Here is a 26,091-nt window from a genome sequence, read left to right as displayed (position 1 = left end):
GAAACGAAACAGCGCCGATGATAGTGTAGCATTTGTTATGTGAAAGTAGGTCATTACCAGGCTCCAAATAAGAGAAAGCCCGATTCGAAAGAGTCGGGCTTTTTTACGTCTGCAGGAAAGTGAAAAACAAAGGTAAAAGGTAACAGGTAACAGGTTAAAAGGAAAAGAATAACAGCCTAAAGCCACCTCCATGTCTTTAGTATGACTCTCACGCTGTTTTGCCGCAATATTCTACTGCGTTGTCGCAACTAAGTAGCGCACCGACTCCAATTAGTCGGTATTTACTTTGAGGTTTTTTTATGATCATTAAAGCGAGCTTAATGGCGTTAGTGACTGAGAAAAATATAATTTTGCTTTGTTACTGGCTTTGATTTAGGATCAAAACAGTTTAAAACCATGAATGATTTGCCTGTGTATAGATTATTAATTAGCGCCTTATCCATTTTCTTTTGTGTTTCTGTATCAGCAGTTGAAGTAACTGATCTATATCAAGATATTTTGGTCGTAGAAGATAAATCTCGTGATACTCGTTTAGACGCTAGCCGCAAAGCGTTGCTTAACGTATTAGTAAAAGTGAGTGGTGACAAAAGCGCAGATGAAAATCGAGTCGCTAAGCAACGCACTAAAGATATATCCGATTATATGCTGAAATTTGAATATGATGAGCGTATCCCCGGAGAGCTTAAATTATTAGTTAAGTTTGAAGCACGAAAAATCGATGCACTAATCAAAGAGCTTAATTTGCCATTATGGGGAATGCAACGACCACTGGTTGCAATCTGGTTAGGGATTGAAGATAACAGGCAACGAGAGCTAGTAACTCAAGAAAGTTACCCACAGTTAGAGCAGCTCATTTATGATAAGGCAAGCCGTCGTGGATTACCTGTCGTTGTGCCTTTGCTTGATTTACAGGATAGACGCCTTGTTGGTGTCCCTGAGGTTTGGGGGAACTTTTCTGAACCAGTAGAAGAGGCATCTAAACGTTACAGTGCTGAGCGCAGTATTACTGCTAGAATGTATCAAGAGTTTAACTCCGATAATTGGGTATTAGATTGGCGTTTTACTAATGACGAAATGTTTGAATCTAACCGAATTATTGGCTATAGACAGCAAATCGTTGCGCAAATGATTGATGATTTAGCGCAAGGTTTAGCTGGCGAATATGCGATCGATCCGAATGCGTATTATGAGCAACGTACTGCCAATTTGACCTTAAAAGGGACAGGTAATTTTGTGGATATAGAGTTGGCAAAGCGCCGTCTACTCAACCTAAGTGTTGTCACCCAAACGGTTATTATACGTAAAACTCCCGATTCTGTTGAATTTAAGCTAGATCATACCGGCACTGTAAACGATCTTAAAAAAGCCCTTGGTCTTGATAATGCCTTTAAAGATTATGTCGACCCCCGTGCTTTTTATCACATAGTTGATAAGCAAAGCCTAGAGTATCAATGGGTTGAAAACTAATGCTAACTCAAGAGCCAATGCAAATGGCGCTACCGGTTACTTTACCTGATGATGAAACATTTGCCTCTTATTTTGGGGGAGAAGACTCATTAGAGGTTAACCACCTTAAAGATAGCTTTTCTAAGCTATCTCAAGCTTTTCAGTATACTTATTTGTGTGGCTTAGGAGACTCAGGTAAATCCCATTTGTTATACGCCACCTGTATTCAAGCCCAGGAGCGCGGCTTATCGAATATGCTGCTATCAATGCGAGAAGTTCTACATTTTGGCCCGATGGTTTTAGATGGTCTTGAGGCGCTAGATGTATTATGTATTGATGATGTTCACTTAGTGGCGGGTAATGATGCATGGGAAAAAGCGTTATTTAATTTCTTCAACCGCTTTAATGAGCCTAATAAAATGCTGGTAGTAACTGCTGATTTACTGCCAAATATGCTTAATATTAGCTTGCCCGATTTAGAATCACGCTTGAAGTGGGGTACCACCTTTCAAATTCGCTCCATGAGTGATGATGATAAAGCACAAGCGCTAGTAAAGCGGGCAAACATGCGCGGTCTTGAACTGAGTGACGAATGCGCGCGGTTTTTATTAACCCGTTTAAGTCGTGATATGCGCGCATTATTGGATGTATTAGACAAATTAGATCACGCATCCATGGCTGCACAGCGAAAATTAACTATTCCTTTCATAAAATCAACGCTAAAGCTGTAGTAGGTCTAGAATCTAGACCCCGCTTTCAGTTATCATTAGCTAACTAAATTGTAATCACCTTCTTTGAAAGATCAGGTATCGAATGAACTTAGAAAATATATTAGCGCAAGCACTTGAGGCAGTTGCCAGTGCCAGTGAAATCGCGCAACTAGAAGAGATCAGGGTTAACTACCTTGGTAAAAAAGGCGAGATCACCAGCTTACTTAAAACACTGGGTAAAATTGCTCCTGAAGAACGCAAAGAAGCAGGCCAGGTAATCAATCAAGCTAAGCAAGATGTGCAAAGCGCAATTAATGACAAGCGTGAGCTTTTAGCGAGTAAAGCACTAGAAGAAAAACTAGCTGCTGAAACTATCGATGTAACTTTACCAGGGCGTGTTATGCCTTCTGGTGGCCTTCACCCAGTAACACGTACAATTGAGCGTATTGAAAGCTTTTTTGGTGAACTAGGCTTTGAAGTTAAATCAGGCCCTGAAGTTGAAGATGATTTTCATAACTTTGATGCCCTAAATATTCCTGAGCACCATCCTGCTCGCGCCGACCACGATACCTTTTACTTTAATCCTAAGTTGGTGTTGCGTACTCAAACCAGTGGTGTGCAAATTCGTACCATGGAAACAGAGCAGCCGCCGCTTCGTATAATTTCACCAGGGCGTGTATATCGTAATGACTACGACCAAACACATACACCTATGTTCCATCAGGTGGAAGGTTTAATGGTCGATACGGACGTTAGCTTTACTGAGCTCAAAGGTATTTTACATGACTTCTTACGTAACTTTTTTGAAGAAGATATGGAAATTCGTTTCCGTCCTTCATTCTTCCCATTTACAGAGCCCTCAGCTGAAGTTGATGTAATGGGTAAAGATGGTAAATGGTTAGAAGTATTAGGCTGTGGCATGGTTCACCCTAACGTACTTAAGTCTGTTGGTATCGATCCTGAAAAATACACCGGTTTTGCTTTTGGTATGGGTGTAGAGCGCTTAACTATGTTGCGCTACGGCGTAAACGATTTACGTGCGTTTTTCGAAAACGACTTAAAATTCCTAAACCAGTTCCGTTAAGAGTGAAGAAATAAAATGAAATTTAGTGAAAAGTGGTTAAGAGAGTGGGTAAATCCTGCAATTGATACGCAAGCTCTTTCGGAACAGCTTTCAATGGCTGGTTTAGAAGTAGATGGCGTAGAGCCGGCAGCAGCCAAATTTAATGGTGTTGTTGTAGGTGAGGTGGTTGAATGTGGCCAGCACCCTGATGCAGATAAACTACGTGTAACAAAAATTAATGTTGGTGGTGATGAACTGCTTGATATTGTTTGTGGTGCACCAAATTGCCGCCAAGGTATTAAAGTTGCTGTTGCCACTGTTGGTGCAGTATTACCAGGTGATTTTAAAATTAAAAAGGCCAAACTTCGTGGTCAACCATCATACGGCATGTTGTGTGCGTTTGATGAGCTAGGCATTAGCGAAGAGGGCGATGGCATTATGGAATTGCCGCTTGACGCGCCGATTGGCACAGATTTACGCGAATACTTAGGATTAGATGACAACATCATAGATGTAGATTTAACCCCTAACCGTGGTGACTGTTTAGGTATTAAAGGCCTTGCTCGTGAAGTTGGCGTGCTGAACAGCATTGATGTTAATACATTAAGTATTCCAGCGGTAGCACCGACAATTGAAGATAAAGTATCAATAGAGTTGGTTAACGATGAAGCTTGTCCTCGTTATTTAGGGCGTGTTATCAAAGGCATTAACCTTAATGCTGAAACACCTCTATGGATGGTTGAAAAGCTACGCCGTAGTGGTGTGCGTTCAATCGACCCGGTAGTTGATGTGACTAACTTTGTGTTATTAGAGCTTGGTCACCCAATGCATGCATTTGATTTAAATGCGATTGAGGGTGGAATTAAAGTACGTAGTGCAAACGCAGGTGAAGAATTAGTTTTACTTGATGGTAACACTGCAAAGTTAAATGAATCGACATTAGTGATTGCCGATCATCATAAAGCGCTAGCCATTGCTGGTATTTTTGGTGGTGAGCAATCTGGCGTTACTGAAAAAACAGCTGATATTCTGTTAGAAAGCGCATTCTTTAACCCTGTTGCCATTGCTGGTCAAGCACGTAGCTACGGTTTACACACCGATGCATCTCATCGCTATGAGCGTGGTGTAGACTTTGCTCTACAACATGATGCAATGGAGCGCGCTACAGCGTTACTGCTTGAAATTGTTGGTGGTGAAGCGGGTCCTGTTGTTGAAGCTGTGGCTGCTGATAAGTTACCAAAAGTAACTGAAGTACGTTTACGTCGTTCACGTTTAGACCGCGTTATTGGTCATCATATTGAAGATGCGAAAGTAACCGATATTCTGACGCGTTTAGGACTTGATGTTAAATTTGACAATGATAGCTGGAGTGCTGATGTACCAAGCTACCGTTTTGATATTCGTATCGAAGAAGATTTAATTGAAGAAGTTGCACGTGTATACGGTTATAACAGCATTCCTAATGTTGCACCAACTGCAAAACTGAAAATGACCACGCATGATGAGTCAACTGTTGCCCTGAGCCGTTTTCGTAATGCGCTAGTAACACGTGGCTATCAAGAAGCCATTACTTACAGTTTTGTTGACCCTAAAGCGCAAGCTATTTTACACCCTGAGTGTAATGCATTGGTATTGCCGCACCCAATTTCAATTGAAATGTCAGCGATGCGTGTAAGTTTAATGCCAGGGTTGCTTTCATCTGTTGCGTATAACCAAAACCGCCAACAACCTCGTATTCGCTTATTTGAACACGGCCTTAAGTTTATCAGTGATGTAAATGCTGAAAATGGTGTATACCAAGTGCCTGTTATTGGTGGCGTTATTACTGGTTTGGTTCATGGTGAGCATTGGGTTGAAGAAAAACGTAACGTTGATTTTTATGACCTAAAAGGGGATGTTGAAGCATTACTTGCAATTACCAACGATGTTAGCCGCTTTGAAATTAAAGCTGAGCAATCTGATGGTCTTCATCCTGGCCAGTCTGCCGTTATTTATGTTGATGGTAAAAAAGTAGGTTTCTTTGGTGCATTACATCCTCAAGCGCAAAAATCGTTAGATATCAACAATGCTACTTTTGTGTTTGAAATTGAAATGTCGGCATTAGAAAAAAGAAATTTACCTCAAGCTGTAGGGGTGTCTAAATTCCCATCAAATCGCCGCGACATCGCGATTTTAGTACAAGACAGCGTTAAAATTGGTGATATTTTAAACGTCATCGGAAAAGTTGGCGGAAATCAATTGGTTGACCTAAACTTATTCGATGTGTATAAGGGCAAAGGTATTGAGCCAAATTATAAGAGTTTGGCGATTGCTCTAACACTGCAGGCGGTTGATAGAACACTCGAAGAGAAAGATATCAATCAGGTAGTTGATAACGTGGTGGCCGCACTGGCCGAACAGTTTAATGCATCGTTGAGGGACTAGATATGGCGCTTACTAAAGCCGACATAGCTGAACACCTATTTGAAAAGCTCGGGATCAATAAAAAAGATGCCAAAGATTTAGTTGAAGCGTTTTTTGAAGAAATCCGCTCAGCGCTTGAAAAAGGCGAGCAGATTAAGCTCTCTGGATTTGGTAACTTTGATCTTCGAGATAAGAAAGAAAGACCGGGACGTAATCCGAAAACGGGAGAAGATATTCCAATTTCAGCGCGTCGCGTAGTTACTTTTAGGCCGGGGCAAAAGTTAAAGACCCGTGTCGAAGTAGGCACAAGCAAAAAATAAACAAAAAGGCAGCGCAAGCTGCCTTTTTTGTATCTGTTGTATTATTTCCGGGGAGAAATAAATTTTCCTTGGCTTATTTGATGTAATGTTTGCTCCGCGAGGGCATCTAAACTCTCTAAATTCTTTCCTTGTGCTATTAACTGCTGTTCAATTAATAATATATCGATATTTTTTATTCCAGAAAGCTCTGCTATTTTGGCAAAAATGTACGCGTGCTTATATTGGTGGTGCTTGTAAAAAAGACTAATTAAAGAGGTGTAAATTTCTGGATCAGGTATTTGCTTAGCTTGATTTAATGCCAATGTGTTGTATAAAAAATCAATTGCTTTTTGCTCATCAACTTTAATGTAATAAGACGCTAAATAAAATTGCATTTCAGCACTTGTTTCCACCTCGGGGGTATTTTCTAGAGCAAGTAGCCGGGTGAGTGCCGTTTCATCATTGTTTCTTGACCAATGGTAATAGAGTAGGCCAGGGTGAGTGGTTGCTTGTGTTTGCTGATAAATACGTGCCATTTCTCTATTACTGGTGAGGTAGGCTCGTCGACGGGCGGTAGTTTTACCTTTTAGTTTTATATGCTGAATATTAGCGGCTAAGCCAATACATTGGTTGTAATGCTCAAACGCTTTGAGTAGTTGATATTTGTTCTCATCGGCTGGTTGTAAGGATTCGCGGTAGCGAGAAAAAATAGTACGCTCTCGCAGTGCCTTACAGTGGCTATCGTGGTTAAGATCATTGCACATGGCGGGTGATTGCACACAAATATCTTCAACGGTAAAAGATTCTTCACATCCTGCAAGCAACAATGCAAAAGTGAGGGTTATGTGCTTAAAAGCCATCCGAGCCTCTCAATTTATTAGGGTCTGTTGACCTTTCAAGGTTGAATTTGCAGCAGTCTGTTTGGTATAGAGGCAAGGTAGAGCCTATGTGGTGTGGTTATTCCCCATAAATAGGCGATAACGCAGCATCAATGCCAAACAGGCGCTGCCCGAAGGGTTCAGCCTAGGGGCGATTTACTCTTTGTTGCTCGGTTTTGACTTAGCCCACTAGGTTACAAACCTCGCGCCGCGATTAAACTGCCCCTAGTTTGAACAAATTTTAATCCGCAAAGGTCAACAGACCCTCATATAATATTATTCTAGCCTAAACTTTAGTCTCTAACAGTAGAGAATAAAATGAGATTAAATTAGAATAGACCTGCCCGAAGGAATGTGTTGCTCTCAAAATTCGATACATTCTTAGGCTATCCGTTCAAAATTGTTTAATTAGGTAAAAAAAATGACCTCATCTCACGAGTTAGAATACACAAGTAGCTGGCAAGAACGTCAAGATTACGCTGAAAGCATGCAACCAATTATTGGTAAATTGTACCGTAATCGTGGTATTGAAATCGCTGTTTACGGCCGTCCATTAGTAAACTCAAGCACTATTGATATTATTAAGTCTCATAAATCAGTAGCCCAGTTTGAAGGAACTAAACTTCGCCTACGTGAAAGCTTCCCATTCTTAGAAGCTATCAGCAAAATGGAATTAAATTCTGCCCGTATCGATATTGGTAAATTAGCATACAGCTATTTATACACAGATGCTGCGAATGGCCGTTCAGTAGAAGAGTTTGTTAAAGACGAGCTAGCTGAAATTGTTAATTCTGAGCCTAAAGCGCCACGTGACGTAGTACTTTACGGCTTTGGTCGTATCGGCCGCTTATTAGCACGTTTGCTAATTGAAAAGTCAGGCCCATACGCCGACTTAAACCTACGCGCTATTGTTGTGCGTGGTGGTAAAGACGGCGATTTAGAAAAACGTGCAAGCTTATTGCGTCGTGATTCTATCCATGGTCCGTTTAATGGTTCAATTACCATTGATAAAGAACGTAATGCTATTAAAGCTAATGGTAGCTACATTCAAGTTATCTACGCTAATTCGCCAAGCGAAGTTGATTACAGCGCCTACGGTATCGAAAACGCACTTGTTGTTGATAACACAGGTATTTGGAAAGATGAAGCTGGCCTTGGTCAACACTTAGAATCTAAAGGTGCTGCAAAAGTATTATTAACAGCGCCAGCTAAGGGCAACATTAAAAATATCGTTTACGGTGTAAATAACCAAGATATTTTACCTGAAGATAAAATTGTATGTGCTGCAAGTTGTACAACTAATGCAATAACACCAACATTGAAAGCATTAAACGATCAGTTTGGTATTAAGAATGGTCACGTTGAAACAGTTCACTCATACACTAATGACCAAAACTTAATTGATAACTACCACAAAGCAGAACGTCGTGGTCGTGCTGCGGCACTTAACATGGTTATCACTGAAACAGGTGCAGCTAAAGCGGTATCTAAAGCATTACCAGAGCTTGAAGGTAAACTAACAGGTAACGCAATTCGTGTACCTACACCAAACGTATCGTTAGCTATCTTAAACTTGAATCTTGAAAAGAGCACGACGGTTGAAGAACTTAATGCGTTTTTACGTGAAACAGCACTTCACTCAGACCTACGTGATCAAATCGATTACACAGCATCAACTGAAATCGTGTCTACCGATTTAGTGGGTAGCCGTTACGCAGGTGTTGTTGATTCTCAAGCAACGATTGTTGATGAAAACCGTGTTGTACTTTACGTATGGTACGATAATGAGTTTGGTTATAGCTGTCAGGTAGTTCGCTGTATGCGCGATATGGCAGAAGTCTCATTCCCAAGTTTACCTCGATAAACACTTGAGCAATTAAAAAAAGCCAGCACTTGCTGGCTTTTTTAGGTCTGAAGATTTTTAAAGTGTAGTGGTTATGGTACGCTTTATTAAATTGAGTACGTAGTAATAGGCGTTTAAAGTGCATTAACACGTACTTACCCCTTGGCTAAATCCTTTAGTCAAGACACACAGTTAACTAATAGGTTTGTTGTAATGAAAATCAGTAGCAATTTTGACAGTGGTAATATTAAAGTTATTGAAGCCACCGATCCGTTAAATATTCAGTTGGAAATTAATAAAGATTATCAGTCTGAGTTTTATCAGTGGTTTCACTTTCGTCTTGAAACAACGCCTTATCAACTACATCAGTTAAATATTAATAATCTTGATAATTCTGCATACCCAGATGGTTGGGTCGACTACCAAGCTGTTGCCTCATACGACCGTCAAACATGGTTTCGTGTACCGTCTTCGTATGAAAATGGCACACTAACATTTGAGCTTGAGCCTGAGTGCAGCAGCGTTTACTTTGCCTATTTCGCTCCATACAGCTACGACCGCCATTTAGACTTATTATCATGGGCACAAAGCCAAGAGCTTTGTCAGTTAGAGACGCTAGGTCAAACCCTAGATGGGCGTGATATGAGCGTGCTTAAAATTGGTCAGCCAAGTGCAGATAAAAAAATCATCTGGGTTACGGCTCGCCAACACCCGGGTGAAACTATGGCAGAGTGGTTTGTAGAAGGCTTATTACACAAGCTACTTGATGATGAAGACCCACATGCTGCAGCCTTACTATCAAAAGCGGTATTCTATGTAGTACCAAATATGAATCCAGATGGTAGTGCACGTGGTCACTTACGTACCAATGCTAAAGGGGTTAACCTAAATCGTGAATGGCAAACGCCAAGCATGGAAAACAGCCCTGAAGTTTACTTGGTGCTTAATAAAATGCGAGAAGCAGGCTTAGATATGCACCTTGACATTCACGGGGATGAAGCCATTCCATATAACTTTGTTGCCGGTAGTGAAGGCATACCAAGCTATGATGCACGCCTAAAAGGCCTTGAAGACAGCTTTAAAGCCGCGCTTTTAACTATTACTCCAGAGTTTCAAGATACGCATGGCTACGATAAAGACGAACCAGGTCAAGCTAATTTAACAGTAGGCTCATCAGCGACCGCTGAAGAATTTAAAGCACTAACTTACACCGTTGAAATGCCATTTAAAGATAATAATGACTTACCAGATCCAGATTACGGCTGGTCAGATCGTCGTTCATATCAATTTGGTCAAGACACTTTAGCAGCCATTGTTAATGTTGTAGACAACTTAAGATAAAACGCTTGTTTTAAAGGGTATCAATAATTTTGATGCCCTTTTTATTTTAAGCTAAACCGGCCGTACCAGAAAATAAAATTCATTTACCCACCACAGCACCAAAACATTCCAATACACCTTCTCGGCAGATTTAATACCGTATGGTCTATATCAACCTGCACTGCGTAAAACGTCATCGACAAGTCTATAGTGAGTTGTTTTGAAAATTAACTGTTAACAAGGTTGGGCACTTAAGTTAATATAAATTAAACAATAAGAAAGACGGAAAAGATTAACCCCTTATTTCGTAAAGCTTATGACAGGTATTCTGAATAGCAGAGTATGGTAATTAATAATAAATATAACTGTGAGGATGTTCATGGAAGCTTTTGTAAGCGCCGTTAATGATGTTGTTTGGAGTAATGCACTCATCTATTTATGCCTTGGCGCAGGCTTATTTTACTCAGTGCTAACTCGATTTGCTCAAGTTAGACATTTTAAAGAAATGTGCAAGCTATTATTTAGCCCTAACACTTCAGAAAAAGGGATCTCGTCTTTTCAAGCCCTTGCGGTCTCGTTATCTGGCCGAGTAGGGGTTGGTAATATTGCCGGTGTTGCAGCCGCAATTGGTTTTGGTGGCCCGGGCGCTATTTTTTGGATGTGGGTTGTTGCTTTTTTAGGTGCAAGCACTGCATACGCAGAATCAACATTAGGTCAAATTTATAAATTAGAAGAAGACGGCCAATACCGCGGTGGTCCAGCCTATTATTTTGACCGTTGTTTGGGGCAAAAGTGGCTGGCTGTTTTATTTGCTGTATCGGCAATTATAGCCTGTGGGGTTTTCTTACCAGGCGTACAAGCAAACGCTGTAGGTAATGCATTCACTCAAGTATTTGGTGATGGCACTATGGTCTCTACAAGTTTTGGTGACGTAGGCAGCTTTAAACTCGTTGCGTTGGCTATTATTCTTATTGTTTTAGCGTTTATTATTTTTGGTGGTATAAAGCGCATTGCTAACTTTACGCAAATTGTTGTGCCATTTATGGCGCTTGGTTACATCGTACTGGCCTTAATTGTGGTATTTATAAACTTAGACAAAATACCAGGTATTTTCTCGCTCATCATTGGTGATGCATTTACAGCTCAAGCAGGTTTTGGTGCCGCAATTGGCTGGGGTGTTAAGCGTGGAATATACTCAAATGAGGCGGGTCAAGGTACAGGCCCTCATGCTGCTGCGGCGGCAGAGGTTGATCACCCTGCACAGCAAGGTTTAGTGCAAGCTTTTTCTGTTTATGTTGATACACTTTTTGTATGTACAGCAACGGCATTAATGATTTTAATAACGCAGCAATACAACATTGTTGGTGAATTACCTGCGGGTCAATTCATTGTACAAAACGTTGATGCAGCAACTGAAGTGGGCTCAGCAGCGTTCACCCAAATGGCGTTGTTTAGTGTATTTGGTGGCTTTGGGGAAGCGTTTGTAGGCATCGCCTTATTTTTCTTTGCTTTTACTACCATACTGGCTTACTACTTCATTGCGGAGACGAATATTGCGTACCTAAACCGCTACTTTAAAGGAAGTATTCCGCTTGTAGCTGTAAAACTTGTCATTATGTTTATGGTAGCTTACGGCATGGTTAATAGCTCAGGTTATATTTGGACTATTGGCGACATAGGCGTTGGCTTAATGGCGTGGATAAACATATTGGGTATATTAGCTATTTTCTTTGTCGCTAAACCGGCCTTAACATGTTTGAGTGATTATGAAGACCAGAAGAAGAAAGGTGGAGAAATCACGTTTGATCCCGTTAAATTAGGGATTAAAAATGCTACCTTCTGGGAAAAGCGTCTTGAGAAGCAATCTAAAGACGCTGAATAAACAGACCCTAATAACCTAATATGAACTATTGGGTTAAATTCAAAAAAGACAAAGAGCAATAAAACAAGTACAATGAAAAGCGCCGAAAGGCGCTTTTTTTATGCGTAGTATGGAGAGAGATGTATGGCGATTATTCGTTGCCCCAAATGTGCAAAATCAATTTCAGATAAACATCCGCAGTGTCCACATTGCCAAAGTAACGTTGCTGAATTAAATGCCGAACAAGTTCAACAACTTCAACGTGAGCAGCGAATTAAAAAGCAGCAAATGTTTATGAACCACTCCTTTTTAGCGCTGATCTTATTTTTAGGTGGCTTCTTTTGTTTGTACTTCCTACAACCTCAAGAAAAAACACTTCAGTGGTATGCGTATACCTCAGCTATAGGCATTGGCTGTATTTGGTACCTTATTAACCGTATTATTTTAGTGACTCTGAAAAAGAAAAAATGACATGAATATTGACAACTTAGTACAGAATATTACTCCAGAATTATTTGAGCGCCTACAATATGGCGCATCAACAGGAAAGTGGCCAGATGGCACACCTTTATCAGATGAACAAAAACAACAAACAGTCCAACTTGTGATGTTGTATCAAGCAAAAGTAGCACAATCAAACGAGCAGTTTACCATTGGTGCAGATGGAGAAATGATCCAAAAAACCAAAGCGCAACTACAAAAAGAATTTAAATCAGATAACGAAATAGCTAGGTTCAGTGAAAATGATCTTTAAAAACCTTTTTACACCAAAATGGAAACACCCGAAGCAACAAGTTCGTTTAGATGCGATTGAAAAACTTGATGTAGCACGCGACGTAACAATTTTAAGCACCTTAGCGCTTGAAGACTCATCAGCTGAAATTCGTCGTAAAGCACTGCAAAAAGTAAACGATTTACCGCTTTGGTGGAAAGCTTACAAGCAAGATCAGGCATTAAAAGATGTGGCTGAGCAACAAATTTCGTCTGCTGTATTAAACAGTGAAAGTAGCTTATCGGCACAGATTAAAAATGAGTATATTGAACGCTTTGCACCGGTTAAAACCCTTGAAAAACTAGCATTTGCAGAAAAAGAATTGCAAGTGAGAGTTAAGCTCTTAAAACGCCTAGCAAACCCTAAACTGATTGAAAAAGCCTTTAAAGAAGCCAATGAAGAGCTGCAACAGCAGTTAGTTGATTTAGTGATTACTCAGCAGTTAACTAAAGCACTGTTAAAGCATGCTCAAGGTGAAGCTAAAGTAGCGCTTGAAAGTCATCTTGAAAACGAGCGTTTAGCACTTGAAATGCCATCGCAAGTTGAAAACGCAACCCGTGTTATTTTAGCCAAGCTTAATGCATTGCGTGATAAAAATGACTACGCCATTGTTGACCCACAAGCCGCAGAGCTCATGGCACAATGGCAAGCTCTAGAATTAAAATGGCTAAGTGAAGAACATGTAAAAACCCTTGATGCTAAGTATATTTCAATTACCGATAAGCTTGATGCCCACATTGCCATACTAAAAGCGCAGCACGAAATAGAGCAGCAACGTTTAGCTCAGCAACAGCGCCAAGTGTTAGCGTTAGCTACGTTAGAAGCATTAAGTGAAGAAATTGAGAATGCATTACAGTTAGGCTTAGAAACGCCAGAGCAAATTCAGCAAGATTGGCTTAATGCAAAAGTAGCGCAAGCGAAAGACACGCTAGATAAAACGGAACTGGTGGCTGATCAGCAATCAAAACAAGTGATTAATAAGCTTGAGCAATTATTCTCACAAGTTGCTAAGTTGCCTGAGCTAACTGCGGCGATTAAAGAATATAAAATTGCCTACAATGCGCTTAGTGAAATAAAACCTGCAGAGCAACTTAGCGATTACGATCAACAGTTAACAGCATTCAATAATACCTTTAAAACTGCACGCAGCCACTTAAATTTACTTAGCGCTGATTTACAAACGTCATTTAAAGCTCAGCTTAATGCGCATAAGAAGCAGTTTTTAGCTGCAATGAGCGAACTCACTAAGCCGTTAGAAAAAACTCAAAGCCAAGCTAAGCGAAAAGCGCGTGATGTTAAACGTTTAATTGAAGAAGGGCGTTTTAATGTTGCATTTGGTGTATTTAAAGGCTTCGAAGAGCTATTTAATGCGCTAACTGAGAAATACCAACAGCCGTTGGTTAACTTAAAAGCTGACCTAGAAGCGCAGCTAGCTGATGCTAAAGATTGGCAAAAGTATGCAGCGGCCCCTAAACGCACTGCACTTTTAGAAGAAGTAACACTGTTAGTTGATGAGCCTTGTAACGATCCACAACAGCGTGCTGATCAAGTTAAAGTATTGCGTAAGCGTTGGAATGAACTAGGGCGCCTTGATACAGAGCAAGAAAAGCAGCAAGGTAATGAGTTTGATGAAAAAATTGAGCTATTGTTCGCACCTTGTCGTAGTTATTTCGCAGAGCAAGAAATCCAGCGTGAAGCGGCTAAAGTAGAGCGTGAGCAACTAATAGCGCAAATGCATGCATTGCATTTACAAGCGACAAAGGGTGCTGATTTAGATTGGAAACAATTTGAAAGCCACTACAACCGATTACAAAAAGCATGGCGTAGTGTAGGTAAAGTTGATCCTAAAACATACCGAATTTTAAACGAGCGTTATAAGGCAGAACAGCAGCTAGTTGTATCTTCACTTAATGCGTTTCATAAAGGCAATGCCGCACTTAAAAATGAGCTCGTTGAGCAAGCGCAACAGCTATCTCAAAGTGAAAACCTAGCAGAGGCGTGTCAGCAGTTAAAGCAGTTACAGCAACAATGGCAGAGTATAGGGTTTGCAGGCTTAAAAGCTGAGAATGCACTATGGCAAAAATTCCGTGAGTTTAATGATGCAACATTCACTAAACGCAGCGAAGAGTTTGAGCAGCAAAAACGCGAGCAAGGTGAATCAGATAAGCTAGCAACAGCCGAACTAAATGAGCTCGAAGTGGCTTTAAATAGTGTTGAAGGTAAAGCCCAATTACTTGATCTGCAAACCAAAGTTAAAGGGTATATGCCATTTAAATCGTTAACGCCTAAAGTATCCGCTTTATTGTCAGCTATAGATGAAAAGCTAACCGGATTAGCCGCCAAAAACGAACAAGCTAACTTAAACGCATTATTTGTTGCGCTTGAGAATAATGAACCAGTGCCAAGTCAGTATACTGGTGTGGTAAAAACGGCATTAAGTATCGAGCAGTTGCTAACGCGTATGGAAATACTAGCCAACGTGAGTTCGCATGACTCAGCGCAAAGAATGGTTGAGCAAGTGGCAATGCTAGATGACAAGCACCGTGGAGACCACGCTGATTTAAACTATTATTTAAAGCAATTAATTGCACTCAGCGAAGGTTCAGTCAAAACTGACACACTAGCAAGGTTAAAAGTTATTTTTGCTGTAAATTAACTTTTATCAACTAAAGTAAAAAAACCGCTATTAAAGCGGTTTTTTATTATGGCTACTTACTGCCAATACGATTAATGAATAGGGTTTTGTATGAAATTTTTTGTTTTTATTTCACTATTATTTTTAACTGCCTGTAACAGCACTCAGGGTATTTCAGTTTATTCATTTACAAATTCAGAGGTTGGGTCGTTACTAAATAAAGAGTTACCTAAACTAAGTGAAAAAGTTAGCCTGATGGGCTTACCTGTGCAGTTTGATGTAAATGATTTAAGCGTTAATATTGGTCCCGACAACAGTGATTATGTTTTATTAGGTGCTGATTCGAGCGCCGAGATTAATGCCTTTGCATTAAAGTATCCTGTGCGTTTAAAGTTACAAATACAAGGCACGCCTTTTTATGATAGCGAGAAAAAAGCCGTATTTTTACGTAATGTTAAGTTACGCGATTCAAGTATCGATGCAGGGGGTTTTAAAGGTAATTTAGAAGTGCTGGATAATGAGGCGATGGATGTCATGAATGCATTTTTAGCGGTTAACCCTGTTTATAAGTTAAATATGAACGACCCTAAAATGGCACTGTTAAGTAATTTACCCTTAGATTTAAAAGTAGTCGAAGGCGCGATTAAGCTAGTACCTCGGTTATAATTTAGATCTAATAAGCGTAATAAAACGTATTAATTGACCTTATTATTAATAGATTAGGTTAATTATGGCTAATGAGCGATCCGTTCCCACCTCTCGACTTTCACGATTTGCAAAGTTAGGCTCATTAGCCACAGGTGTTGCCACAAATATGTTAGTAGGTGGTGCCAAAAGTGCGCTTAGTGGTAAAGGCTGGGATAATAAAAGCTTATTACTCCAGCCGAAAAATATTGAAAACTTAGCCACTCAGCTGTCGCACCTTCGCGGTGCGGCAATGAAGCTTGGGCAGTTACTTTCAATGGATGCTGGCGACTTATTAACTCCCGAGCTTGCGCAGTTACTGTCTTTGTTGCGTGCCGATGCCAACCCAATGCCACATAAGCAATTAGTGAGCGTGCTAAAAGAGCAATGGGGGGATGATTGGTTATCGCGTTTTTCTCATATTGAACTAAGGCCGTTTGCAGCTGCATCAATTGGGCAGGTTCATTTAGCTTATATAGAAAATGGTGATCAATTAGCCGTTAAAATTCAATATCCAGGTATTTCTAAAAGTGTGGTAAGCGACGTAGATAATGTGATCACTTTACTTACTTTATCGCGATTATTACCTAAAGAATTGGATATAAAACCCTTAGTTGAAGAAGCGAAAGCGCAGTTACTAGCTGAGGCTGATTACACCCTAGAAGCTCAGTATTTAGCACGATACAAAAACCTGTTATCGACTAACCCCCATTTTAAAGTGCCTAGTGTGTATGTAGAGCACAGTACTGCGCAAGTGCTAACCATGGAGTATGTAGATGCCAAGCCTATAGAGGGCATTACATATTTACCACAATCAGATCGAAGTCGGGTTGCTGAGCAACTAATTGATTTGTTTTTTAAAGAAATGTTTGAGTTTAAGTTAATTCAAACCGACCCTAACTTTGCTAATTACCATTACCAACCAGAATCACAAAAAATCGTGTTATTTGATTTTGGTGCCACCCGAGAAATTACAGCTACCCTAAGTGATGCCTATTTAGCCTTGTTTAAAGCCGGCAGTAATAATGATCGTGAAGGTGTGCTCAATGCCGCCACTGCAATTGGTTACTTTAAAGACGCTTTAAAAGATGACTATAAAGAAAGAGTGATTGATTTATTTTTAATGGCTTGCGAGCCACTTCGCTATAATGGTGAGTTTGATTTTAAAAACAGTGAACTTGCTAGCAACATCAAAGATGCTGGAATGCAATTAAGTGCCCAGTCGCAGCAGTGGCATACCCCTCCTGTGGATGCATTGTTTATTCACCGTAAATTAGCTGGCTTATATTTAATTGCAGCGCGTTTAGACGCCAAAATAAATATTAAGGCGTTATTTAGCCATTATTAAGTGCTAAAGCAGGATAAAATTGGCATAATGCTCGCGATATTTCGCGAGGTTGTATTATGATAAAAAACTTTTTAAACGATCCTACCTTATTGCTCAATGCGGTAGGTGAGGGTATATATGGATTTGATTTGTCCGGTAATGCGGTATTTGTAAACCCAGCTGCAGAGCGAATGACTGGGTGGACGGCCGATGAATTATTAGGAAAAAAAATACATCAATATCATCATCATAGTCATGCCGATGGCACCCCTTACCCTGCCGATGAGTGCCAAATTTATTGCACTATGTTTGATGGCAAACGCCGCGAAGTAAAAAACGAAGTATTTTGGCGCAAAGATGGTAGTGCCTTTGCAGTTGAGTACACCTCCACTCCCGTTTATAAAAATAACCAGCTTATTGGTGCTGTGGCAGTATTTCGCGATATATCAGCACAACAGCAAACCCAAACCCAGTTGCACGAAGCGTTAGCTCAAGTAAAGCATCTAAGCGAGCAGCTAAAAGATGAGAACGATTACCTTATTGCCGAGCTTAACGAGGATTGGCAAGATTCAGGACTGGTTGGCCACAGCGCTGTATTCCAACGCATGTTAGATCAAATACAGTTAGTGAGTGAAACCGACAGCACCGTACTCATTCTTGGTGAAAATGGCACTGGCAAAGAGTTGGTAGCGCGTAACTTGCACCGTCTCAGTAAGCGCAACGAACAAGCATTCATAAAAGTAAATTGTGCGGCATTCACTCCAAGTTTATTAGAGTCAGAACTTTTTGGGCATGAAAGGGGCTCATTTACTGGCGCTAACGAGCGTCGTAAAGGACGTTTTGAACTTGCCGATCACGGCACCTTATTTTTAGATGAAGTCGCAGAGCTGCCGTTAGAGTCCCAAAGTAAGCTATTAAGGGTATTACAAGAGCGTGAATTTGAACGCGTTGGCGGTAGTCAAACCCTAAAGGTTGATACTCGCATCATTGCTGCAACCAACCGTAACTTGTGGGAAATGGTACAAGCAGGGCAGTTTAGAATGGACTTATATTACCGTTTAAATGTATTTCCTATTCATGTGCCAGCACTTAAAGAACGAAAAGAAGACATTCCTTACTTGTGTCAAAACTTAATTGCACAAATAAACAAGCGCTTAGGTAAGCAATTGCAAGGGTTAAGTACAAAAGCGATCAGACAATTACAAGCCTATGACTGGCCAGGTAACATTAGAGAGCTACAAAATGTACTCGAACGAGAAGCTATTTTATCTAAACACTCTACATTACAGTTAAGTCAGTCGCTCAAAGCGGGCGATGATAACGCCATAAACCCAACGCTTACACTTGATGAAGCACAAAAACAGCATATAAGCAGCGTATTAGCACTGTGTAATTGGAAAATTGCAGGTGAACAAGGCGCGGCAAATAAGTTGGGCTTACCAGAGAGCACCTTACGCTCAAAAATGCAAAAGTTAGGACTGCGTCGTCAGAATTAATTCGTGATATATCGCGATAACCGCTAAATATCGCGATATTATAGTTCGGTTTTATTTTTAAAATCATTTAATATCAATGCTTTAGTTTAACTTTCAGTGTGGTCTGAAAGTTGCAAATACTTGTTTAGTACCCGTCACTATGAAGTAAGTAGCATGAAGTTTGATATTAAAGAAGAAGACATGATCATAAAGCCCTATAAAGAAGAGGGGCCAATTTATATACGCGAGCAAAAAGGTTTTTTTCAACGTATACGTCGCAATTTAGGCTGGTTGTTAATGCTGAGTTTTATTGCCATTCCGTGGGTTCAATATAACGGCCAGCAAGCGGTTTTATTGGATGTGGCCACCCAAAAATTTACTATTTTTGGCCTTACCTTGCTCCCTCAAGACTTTATGATTTTAGCCATGCTGTTTATGGTGGGAGCGTTTGCCCTATTTTTTGTTACCAACTGGCTTGGCAGAGTATGGTGTGGTTATACCTGCCCACAAACCATTTGGATGTTAATGTTTTCTTGGGTTGAGCAACGTATAGAGGGTACGCGTAACCAGCGTATTAAGCTTGATAAAAGCCCTTGGGATATTACCAAATTGCGAAAAAAAATCACTAAGCACAGTGCTTGGCTGGTTATTTCGATACTCACGGCGACCTCATTTTTAGCGTATTTTATCCCCGCTAAAACCTTGTATCTCGAAATGTTAAATTTAGAGTGGTCTGGGATCACCAGTTTTTGGGTATTTTTATTTGCGTTTTGTACTTATGGAAATGCGGGCTTTTTACGTGAAAAAATGTGTACTGTGGCGTGTCCGTATTCGCGCTTTCAATCGGTGATGTTTGATAAAGACACTCTGGTGGTTACTTACGATAGCGAACGGGGTGAAAATCGCGGCCCACGTAAACGCAAAGCTGATCCTAAAGCGCTTAATTTAGGTGATTGCGTAGACTGTAACTTATGTGTGGAAGTATGCCCTGCAGGGATTGATATTCGCAATGGCTTGCAATATGAATGTATTAACTGTGGTTTATGTATTGACGCTTGTGACGACACCATGGATAAGTTTGGCTACGAAAAAGGCTTAATTAAATACGCCAGTGAAAAGCAAATGGCAGGGCAAAAAACGAATCCATTTAGGCTTAAACTTGTAGGCTATGGGGCGTTAACTGCGCTATTAATTTTATCTATGTTTGCTTGGATGTTACAACGCACCCCTATAGAAGCTTCTGTGCTTAGAGATAGAAACGCATTGTATCGGGTAAATTACGAAGGCTTAGTTGAAAACCCTTACACACTTACTATTATCAATAAAACTCAGCAACCGCTGCATTATTCAATTTCAATTAGCGGTTTAGAGGGGGCTACATTGCAAAGCCCAAATGCTATATTAGTAGAGCCTGGGCTGATGAAAAGTGTGCCGGTAACGGTGACTGCAGACGGTTACGATTTAGCACGCAAAGTGAGTAAGCTGAGTTTTGTGATCACTTCGCAAGAAGATCCTGCAATTACTATTACCAAAGACAGTCAGTTTTATAAAAATTAATAAAGTATGAGTCCTAGCCAGTTAACAACCTGACTCGGCTAGGGCTAGCTGCTTAATTACAAATTTTTTGGCGCTTTGAAAATCATCAAACAAGCACTCTTGTAAATGAGCATCACGGCCTGAGCTGTGCATAATCCGCTGCAATTGCCTTATAGCAATAGGCGAGGTGAGGACAAACGCACTGATCAAACAGTTATTAATCCCCATTGTTTGGCTTACATCTATCATGTTTTTTTCAGCATCGGGGGTAGCAGCAATCACCTCAGGAGAGTGGCTAATATAACCCCAAGACAAATGTTTAAAAGGTTCAATGGTATTTAATAAAGCGGCTTTAAAATGATTTAATAACTGAGGGTTTAAGTTACCTTTAAACTGCCCAATAACTATATTACCTTCAACGCGCAAGCTATAACTGCCGTAGTTATTTTCAAATTTCAATAGCCGCTCCTTTTATTGATTATTTACTGCATTGGTCACTTATTTATAATGTAGTCTAAGGCACCTGAAATTGCAGCAACTTGCGCTAATATACACTCTTCAGGGTTAGCCGTTGCACTGTCTGGATATACTTCAGTGGTGGTGACATACGCAGCTTCAGAAAATCCCATACATAAGCCTAAATCACGGGCCGCGTAATTAATTACCCCAAATTGCGCTTGTGGTACACCAATTAATTGCTGATTTTCATCGCTAGGTGCAATATGCGTTACTTTTTCAACATGTTCAATAATTGCTTTTTGAAAAGCAGGCTCTGGTTTGTTGCTATCAGCCACTAAATAAAAGCCATCAGGAATGTTCCAGTTGGTGTTTACTTTGCCTTCACGAGCCGCGAGTGCTGGTCTAAATTCACTGTTATCAGAATCTGTTGTTTCATGTAAATCGATATGCGCGATTAAATCAGTATTTAAAGATTGCACATAGTTCATTACTGCCGCTGATTCTTGTGCTGGACTGCCCTGATAAAAAGAGCGGTTAGGGTCTACCGCATCTGGGTTCCAACGATTAATCGTTTCATAACCCCATGGGCTAATACAGGGGGTAATTACAATATTAAAGTGCTCAGCGTACTTATTTGCCAATGTTTTAGCGAATCTTAAAGCGCCATGAACACCACTGGTCTCGTAGCCATGTACGCCGCCAGTAATTAAAACAGTGGCTTTGTTTGTATCAAAATTAGTGGTTTTTAACGCGTACAAAGGGTAGCTACCTGCGGCATAATTAAGCTCACCGTATTGCTGTACTTCTAGAGTGCTTTTAAGTTCATCAATTAATGTTACGACTTCTTGTTGATAGCTTCGCTTAATTTTTTGTGCCTCAAGCCATTGGATTTTATTATTGTTGTTCCACTTCTCACCAGGCGTACCAATTGGGTAACTACTGTTATTCATATTAAACCTTTAAGTTGAATTATCTCTGCGGGCTATAGAGCACATAGACCATAATGACGAAAATAAAGCGTTAGCTTAACGCTGACTAAAATAGCGCGCAAGTATATGCGATAGTCACTGCATTAGTTAATGGCTGAGCTTGAATGCGGATAGTACCTTTGTTGCATAAAGTCTTTTAAAAACCATGCGGCAAACTCATGTCTGCCCTCTACATCGGCTTTGCTGTATATGTAACACAGTGCATTTTAGATGTTGCAAGTAGGCGGCTACGCCCTGTATTAATGACCGCTACAACCGCTATGTTTGGTTTATTGCCGCTGGTGTTTGCAACAGGTCCAGGAGCTGAAATACAAAAGCCATTAGCTATCGTAGTTATTGGCGTGTTAATTACCTCCACTATTACTACCCTTTATTTATTACCTATCTTCTATGGTTGGTTGGAGAAAAAACATGGCTGAACAGTTACTTTTTACCCTAAATGCACCCACAAATATAAAAGATGACGTAGTTGATATATTAATAGGCATAGACTGTATAACCGGCTTTAACTTAAAAAAATTCAAGGCTATAGCAAAGAGCACAGCGAGTTTGATATTGCCGAGCAAGTAGAAGGGTATCGTAGTTTTTATCAATTTGAGGTGCATATTTTATTATCTGAACTTGCCATACTAAAAACGACGCTAAGCCCTGTTTGTAAGTACACACCGTTAAATATTGGGTAACCCCGGTTTATGAAAGTGAGCATATTGGATAGTTACTATATATTAGATTAACTTTGAGAGTCACTTCAATTGGATTAGTTATTAGACTTATTTAATTGATTTTGACAACTTATCAATGTTTAATTGAATGACATGTATTAATTGTTGTTTATTATGCACTTTCTCCATAAGTACTTCTTACTTAACGATCATCATACTGCCCATGATGAAGTCGCACACTGGCGGGTGAGTGCACTGCGGATAATTTTAACTCTCGTTACTTTGCTCTGTTTTTTGGTAGTTTGTTATACATACACCCGCGCAATTGAATTCAACCTAATTTACATTGCAGTTATTACTATTAGTTTTTTCACTATTGCTTTTAGTCTTTTATTAGCAAGTAAGCGATTTTACACATTTAGTGCAAACGCACTTTTATTAACTATCGTTGCCGGTAGTTTATCAATGAATTTATTTTTAACTGACTTAGAGCTTGCAAAGGTGGGTTCTATGTTTATGTATTCATGTCCCATCATTGCTCTTATGCTACTCGGTTACAGAACGGCTTTGGCCTACGGTATTTTAAACATCATACCTTTTTACATGATTATTAATAATGTTGATTTATCTGGCTATTCAGGAATATCAAGCCAATTACCAGAAGCTGACTTATATATTACAGGCCTGATATTTTTATTTTTTAATATTTGTATTCCACTGGCTACTGCGCGAACAATTGTTGCTGCCAAACGTTTAAACAAAACCATGTTAAATGCTAATAGCTTCCTTAAAGATAAAAACGAGCTTTATCGCACCTTATTTACTGAATCTAATAAAGCTAAAATTATTGTCGACGAAAATTTAGTAATTACAGATTTAAATCAACATGCTATTGAAATGTTTGGATTAAAAAACAGCTTGAAAGAAAAGGCTGAGAGAATTGATGGATTATTCCCTGCACTTAATAGCAAAGAGTTAAATATAAAAAATCAAATCATAGAATATAAGAGTCGCTACTATAAGAGTAATTATCAGCAAATAGCAATGAGTACAAATTACCGAGTGTATGACTTTTATGATTGCACGCAAGAGCAGTTAATTAAACAAAACTTGTCTATGATGGAGCAAGAGAACAAACGTCTAAGGTTTAGAGACTCGCAGACGAAATTGCCTAATCGAGAGTGGTTTGAGATGCAATGCGATAGGTTAACGTCTAAATATCAAAAAGGCTTTTATATCGTAGTCACACAAAGCGCAAATAGTGAATATTTAAATTTAAAACTTAACAAGGCTGACTCCCAATCATTGCTAATTACTGCTTATAAGCGCTTAAAAGCAATGCCTGAAGGGCCCTTGCTTTGTGCGTATATAGAAGGTAGTAAACTTTGCTTTATTGTTGGTTCAAGCTCAAGTGAACAGCAAAACAAGTTATTAATACAAATTAAAAGCACTTTAGATCAAACTTATGATGTATTTGGTACTAATTACCAACAATCATTTTTATTTGGTTTTGCTAAGTGTCCTGAGCACGGTGAAGATAGTGCTATTGTTCTTAGTAATGCGTGTGAGGCGCTCAAGCTCGCAGACTATAACTTGCCTTTTAGTGGTTACAACCAAAAACAATCACAGGCTTTTATGGAAAAGTATGAAATTTCCATGTTACTTGATGAAGCTTTGCAACAAAATGATCTGTCAGTACATTATCAACCTAAAGTGAATGCAAAAGGTGAATGTATTGGGCTTGAAGCATTAGCTCGTTGGCATAGCTCTGTGCTTGGTAATATATCGCCAACTGTCTTTATTCCTATTGCAGAAGAGTACAGAATGATTAGTAGATTAACGGATTTAATTATTCAAAAAGTCTGCGCTCAAATTGCCCAATGGAATAAAGTTGGTTTGCCACTTTTACCTATAGCAATAAACATATCTTTGCTCGATTTTAGCCAAGCTGACTTTATGTCAAAATTGGTGAAATATTTGGCGGATTTTAATGTAAAACCGAATCAAATAGAATTAGAGCTTACCGAAACATCACTTGAGGCTAACCAAGCCCACTCTCTAAAACTTATGCAAACTTTGCAAGATTGGGGGTTCTCTATTACTGTGGATGACTTTGGTGTTGGCTACTCAAATATTGCACGCCTTGCTGATTACCCTATTGATAAACTTAAATTGGATCGCTCTTTAATAAGTCAGGTTACACGCTCTACACGCCAGAAAAGCTTAGTTAAAGCTATGCATGTGATGTGTGATGAACTCAATATCAAGTGTGTAGCCGAGGGAGTAGAAACCGAAGAACAGGTCTTAATAATGTCCGAAATGGGATGTAAAGAGTTTCAAGGTTATTACTTTTCTAAACCCATGAGTGCTCAGGTGTATGCTGAATGTATAAATGAAAATGGTCTTGTTTTTATGACAAAAAACTCAGCTACAATGAAAGGTAGTTGAATTTAATAACTATGTTCTAGCGACCTTTTCGGATTAAAATTTCAAACTAGGGTAACGAATTTTTTGGCGTTAAATGCTGCTGAAATATTTCAGCAGCATTTGAGCTGTTCTAGTTTATTCAAACAATCCTTTTATAACCGCGTGGCGGTTTTGCACCATTAAAGTGCCGTTAGCCCATACATACTCAGGGGTTAAGGTCTCTTTATCGAGAAGCACAACATCCGCGTCGCTCGCTGTTTTAAGGCGGCCTTTATCAAGTCCTAAAATATCGGCAGGGTTACTGGTTATGCTCATTAAAGCGTGCTCAATAGGGACGTTATATTGCTTAACTGCTTGCTGAAACGAGGTTAATAAAGAGGACTCTTTGCCTACCTCAAGCCCTAATAAGTTAAAGTCTTTATCAAAAATAGGTAAACTAGCATGGCCATCTGAGCTCATAGTGAGTTGATTTGCTGCTACACCTTGGTCTAAGCAATAAGCAAGGGCATGGGCTGCTGCGAACTCACCGTGGGCCAAATCGTAATCGGTAGTGCTGGTGGTAAAGTCGATAGTACCGCCTTGATCACAAAAGTGAATACCGGCATCAAGAAGTGCTTTATTGCGGTTCATATGTGTAGGATAAAACTGTTTAAGCTTAATATCACTTTGCTGAGCCACCTGATGCAAAATAGTTAAATGGCTATCAACAGGGCCGACATGAATACTCACGGTGCCTTTTTTACCACTGAGCATACCGGCTACTTTGGCCTCGGCTGCCAATTCTGCTAATTGCTGGACCGTAGGTTGGCTACTGCGATGATCAGAAATAGCCACTTCGCCAACACCTATAAACTCCTCTATATACATGATGTCGTCAGTGATTGAGTGAGTAAGAGTTTTAGCGGGTAAATGATACGAACCGGTATGGCAAAATACATTCAGCCCTTGCTCTTTTAGGCCTTTTGCTTTGGCAACCAAATTGGTAAGCGTACGTGAGCTTGAGTCGGTACCCAGTGCGCCCACCACTGTGGTAGTGCCCGATAGGGTTGCATCGGTTAGGTTCATTTCAGGGGTGCGGCTGGCAAATCCAGCTTCGCCACCGCCACCGGTAATATGCACTAACGAGTCAACAAACCCCGGCGTAACAAGCTTATTTTTACCGTCAATTCGTTTGACGAGTACACTGCTGTCGAGGATTATATTTTCGTCAATAGCAATGATTTTACCACCGCCAATTAAAACATCTTGTGTGCCTAGGTAGGTAGGTGCATAAACGGTTGCACCTTGAATTAAAGTTAACAT

At 39.9% G+C, this 26,091-nt stretch carries 20 protein-coding genes and 1 pseudogene; 17 read left to right on the top strand and 4 right to left on the bottom strand.

What is annotated here, in order from left to right; all coding sequences use genetic code 11:
* The first annotated feature begins 411 nt into the window (after positions 1-411).
* The 5 genes from QL989_RS10405 (at position 412) to ihfA (ending at position 5,942) form a co-directional block, all read left to right on the top strand.
* On the top strand, positions 412-1,467 hold the full coding sequence (locus QL989_RS10405; RefSeq protein ID WP_290170318.1) for a DUF2066 domain-containing protein: 1,056 nt from the start codon (positions 412-414) through the stop codon (positions 1,465-1,467).
* Positions 1,467-2,177, top strand: coding sequence for a DnaA inactivator Hda (gene hda / locus QL989_RS10400; protein ID WP_010392888.1), 711 nt, complete (start codon positions 1,467-1,469; stop codon positions 2,175-2,177). Before QL989_RS10405 ends, hda begins: the two co-directional genes overlap by 1 nt.
* 82 nt (positions 2,178-2,259) lie before the next feature.
* A complete protein-coding gene (gene pheS, locus QL989_RS10395; RefSeq protein WP_008468473.1) occupies positions 2,260-3,240 on the top strand; it encodes a phenylalanine--tRNA ligase subunit alpha in 981 nt (326 codons plus the stop codon).
* A 15-nt stretch (positions 3,241-3,255) separates the two neighbouring features.
* The gene (gene pheT / locus QL989_RS10390) at positions 3,256-5,643 is read left to right on the top strand and encodes a phenylalanine--tRNA ligase subunit beta (protein ID WP_178955648.1); all 2,388 of its coding nucleotides are present in this window, start codon (positions 3,256-3,258) and stop codon (positions 5,641-5,643) included.
* Between the two features lie 2 nt (positions 5,644-5,645).
* Positions 5,646-5,942 (top strand): integration host factor subunit alpha, encoded by a 297-nt coding sequence (gene ihfA, locus QL989_RS10385; protein ID WP_008114070.1) that lies wholly within the window; start codon positions 5,646-5,648, stop codon positions 5,940-5,942.
* A 41-nt stretch (positions 5,943-5,983) separates the two neighbouring features.
* Here the strand turns inward: ihfA and QL989_RS10380 are convergent, their stop codons facing one another.
* Positions 5,984-6,781 carry a DUF2989 domain-containing protein gene (locus tag QL989_RS10380; RefSeq protein ID WP_290170311.1) on the bottom strand — a complete coding sequence of 266 codons (798 nt, stop codon included), beginning with the start codon at positions 6,779-6,781 and terminating at the stop codon, positions 5,984-5,986.
* Between the two features lie 439 nt (positions 6,782-7,220).
* Here QL989_RS10380 and QL989_RS10375 point away from each other — a divergent pair, with 439 nt between their 5' ends.
* The 10 genes from QL989_RS10375 to ccoG all read left to right on the top strand — a co-directional run bounded on the left by QL989_RS10375 (position 7,221) and on the right by ccoG (position 20,273).
* Positions 7,221-8,663, top strand: a complete 1,443-nt coding sequence (locus tag QL989_RS10375; protein WP_010392881.1) for a glyceraldehyde-3-phosphate dehydrogenase — start codon at positions 7,221-7,223, stop codon at positions 8,661-8,663.
* A 192-nt stretch (positions 8,664-8,855) separates the two neighbouring features.
* Positions 8,856-9,983, top strand: a complete 1,128-nt coding sequence (locus QL989_RS10370) for a M14-type cytosolic carboxypeptidase (protein WP_290170308.1) — start codon at positions 8,856-8,858, stop codon at positions 9,981-9,983.
* A 358-nt stretch (positions 9,984-10,341) separates the two neighbouring features.
* Complete coding sequence (locus QL989_RS10365) at positions 10,342-11,844, top strand: alanine/glycine:cation symporter family protein (protein ID WP_008114078.1); 1,503 nt, start codon at positions 10,342-10,344, stop codon at positions 11,842-11,844.
* Between the two features lie 123 nt (positions 11,845-11,967).
* Positions 11,968-12,294, top strand: a complete 327-nt coding sequence (locus QL989_RS10360) for a hypothetical protein (protein ID WP_008114079.1) — start codon at positions 11,968-11,970, stop codon at positions 12,292-12,294.
* Between the two features lies 1 nt (position 12,295).
* Positions 12,296-12,577, top strand: coding sequence for a DUF1315 family protein (locus tag QL989_RS10355; protein ID WP_008114080.1), 282 nt, complete (start codon positions 12,296-12,298; stop codon positions 12,575-12,577).
* A complete protein-coding gene (locus tag QL989_RS10350) occupies positions 12,567-15,251 on the top strand; it encodes a DUF349 domain-containing protein (RefSeq protein ID WP_290170304.1) in 2,685 nt (894 codons plus the stop codon). The genes QL989_RS10355 and QL989_RS10350 overlap by 11 nt, the downstream gene beginning before the upstream one ends.
* A 90-nt stretch (positions 15,252-15,341) precedes the next feature.
* Positions 15,342-15,896 (top strand): DUF1439 domain-containing protein, encoded by a 555-nt coding sequence (locus tag QL989_RS10345; RefSeq protein ID WP_290170302.1) that lies wholly within the window; start codon positions 15,342-15,344, stop codon positions 15,894-15,896.
* A 64-nt stretch (positions 15,897-15,960) separates the two neighbouring features.
* On the top strand, positions 15,961-17,262 hold the full coding sequence (locus QL989_RS10340; RefSeq protein ID WP_290170300.1) for an AarF/ABC1/UbiB kinase family protein: 1,302 nt from the start codon (positions 15,961-15,963) through the stop codon (positions 17,260-17,262).
* Positions 17,263-17,318: 56 nt separating this feature from the next.
* Positions 17,319-18,737, top strand: a complete 1,419-nt coding sequence (locus tag QL989_RS10335) for a sigma 54-interacting transcriptional regulator (RefSeq protein WP_290170298.1) — start codon at positions 17,319-17,321, stop codon at positions 18,735-18,737.
* 153 nt (positions 18,738-18,890) lie between these two features.
* On the top strand, positions 18,891-20,273 hold the full coding sequence (gene ccoG, locus QL989_RS10330) for a cytochrome c oxidase accessory protein CcoG (RefSeq protein WP_178955657.1): 1,383 nt from the start codon (positions 18,891-18,893) through the stop codon (positions 20,271-20,273).
* 21 nt (positions 20,274-20,294) lie between these two features.
* On the opposite strand, the gene QL989_RS10325 is transcribed toward ccoG, so the two are convergent.
* Both QL989_RS10325 and QL989_RS10320 read right to left on the bottom strand, forming a co-directional pair.
* Complete coding sequence (locus tag QL989_RS10325) at positions 20,295-20,711, bottom strand: hypothetical protein (protein WP_178955659.1); 417 nt, start codon at positions 20,709-20,711, stop codon at positions 20,295-20,297.
* Between the two features lie 35 nt (positions 20,712-20,746).
* Positions 20,747-21,661 (bottom strand): M14 family metallocarboxypeptidase, encoded by a 915-nt coding sequence (locus QL989_RS10320; protein ID WP_138608851.1) that lies wholly within the window; start codon positions 21,659-21,661, stop codon positions 20,747-20,749.
* Positions 21,662-21,903: 242 nt separating this feature from the next.
* Here QL989_RS10320 and QL989_RS10315 point away from each other — a divergent pair.
* Both QL989_RS10315 and QL989_RS10310 read left to right on the top strand, forming a co-directional pair.
* Positions 21,904-22,119: pseudogene (locus tag QL989_RS10315) on the top strand (efflux RND transporter permease subunit); the annotation flags it as partial.
* 417 nt (positions 22,120-22,536) lie between these two features.
* Positions 22,537-24,810, top strand: a complete 2,274-nt coding sequence (locus QL989_RS10310) for an EAL domain-containing protein (protein WP_290170293.1) — start codon at positions 22,537-22,539, stop codon at positions 24,808-24,810.
* 114 nt (positions 24,811-24,924) lie between these two features.
* Here the strand turns inward: QL989_RS10310 and iadA are convergent, their stop codons facing one another.
* Positions 24,925-26,091 carry a beta-aspartyl-peptidase gene (iadA, locus tag QL989_RS10305; RefSeq protein WP_290170292.1) on the bottom strand — a complete coding sequence of 389 codons (1,167 nt, stop codon included), beginning with the start codon at positions 26,089-26,091 and terminating at the stop codon, positions 24,925-24,927.

This window comes from Pseudoalteromonas sp. APC 3224, assembly GCF_030407535.1.
Classification (GTDB): domain Bacteria; phylum Pseudomonadota; class Gammaproteobacteria; order Enterobacterales; family Alteromonadaceae; genus Pseudoalteromonas.
Note: the sequence above shows the minus strand (reverse complement) of the source record. Positions and strands in the feature narration are given on the sequence as shown.

Coding starts and splice junctions, on each gene's coding strand:
- hda (WP_010392888.1), top strand. CDS start 1,467: ATGCTAACTCAAGAGCCAATGCAAATGGCGCTACCGGTTACTTTACCT.
- pheS (WP_008468473.1), top strand. CDS start 2,260: ATGAACTTAGAAAATATATTAGCGCAAGCACTTGAGGCAGTTGCCAGT.
- pheT (WP_178955648.1), top strand. CDS start 3,256: ATGAAATTTAGTGAAAAGTGGTTAAGAGAGTGGGTAAATCCTGCAATT.
- ihfA (WP_008114070.1), top strand. CDS start 5,646: ATGGCGCTTACTAAAGCCGACATAGCTGAACACCTATTTGAAAAGCTC.
- QL989_RS10380 (WP_290170311.1), bottom strand. CDS start 6,781: ATGGCTTTTAAGCACATAACCCTCACTTTTGCATTGTTGCTTGCAGGA.
- QL989_RS10375 (WP_010392881.1), top strand. CDS start 7,221: ATGACCTCATCTCACGAGTTAGAATACACAAGTAGCTGGCAAGAACGT.
- QL989_RS10370 (WP_290170308.1), top strand. CDS start 8,856: ATGAAAATCAGTAGCAATTTTGACAGTGGTAATATTAAAGTTATTGAA.
- QL989_RS10365 (WP_008114078.1), top strand. CDS start 10,342: ATGGAAGCTTTTGTAAGCGCCGTTAATGATGTTGTTTGGAGTAATGCA.
- QL989_RS10360 (WP_008114079.1), top strand. CDS start 11,968: ATGGCGATTATTCGTTGCCCCAAATGTGCAAAATCAATTTCAGATAAA.
- QL989_RS10355 (WP_008114080.1), top strand. CDS start 12,296: ATGAATATTGACAACTTAGTACAGAATATTACTCCAGAATTATTTGAG.
- QL989_RS10350 (WP_290170304.1), top strand. CDS start 12,567: ATGATCTTTAAAAACCTTTTTACACCAAAATGGAAACACCCGAAGCAA.
- QL989_RS10345 (WP_290170302.1), top strand. CDS start 15,342: ATGAAATTTTTTGTTTTTATTTCACTATTATTTTTAACTGCCTGTAAC.
- QL989_RS10340 (WP_290170300.1), top strand. CDS start 15,961: ATGGCTAATGAGCGATCCGTTCCCACCTCTCGACTTTCACGATTTGCA.
- QL989_RS10335 (WP_290170298.1), top strand. CDS start 17,319: ATGATAAAAAACTTTTTAAACGATCCTACCTTATTGCTCAATGCGGTA.
- ccoG (WP_178955657.1), top strand. CDS start 18,891: ATGAAGTTTGATATTAAAGAAGAAGACATGATCATAAAGCCCTATAAA.
- QL989_RS10320 (WP_138608851.1), bottom strand. CDS start 21,661: ATGAATAACAGTAGTTACCCAATTGGTACGCCTGGTGAGAAGTGGAAC.
- QL989_RS10310 (WP_290170293.1), top strand. CDS start 22,537: ATGCACTTTCTCCATAAGTACTTCTTACTTAACGATCATCATACTGCC.
- iadA (WP_290170292.1), bottom strand. CDS start 26,091: ATGTTAACTTTAATTCAAGGTGCAACCGTTTATGCACCTACCTACCTA.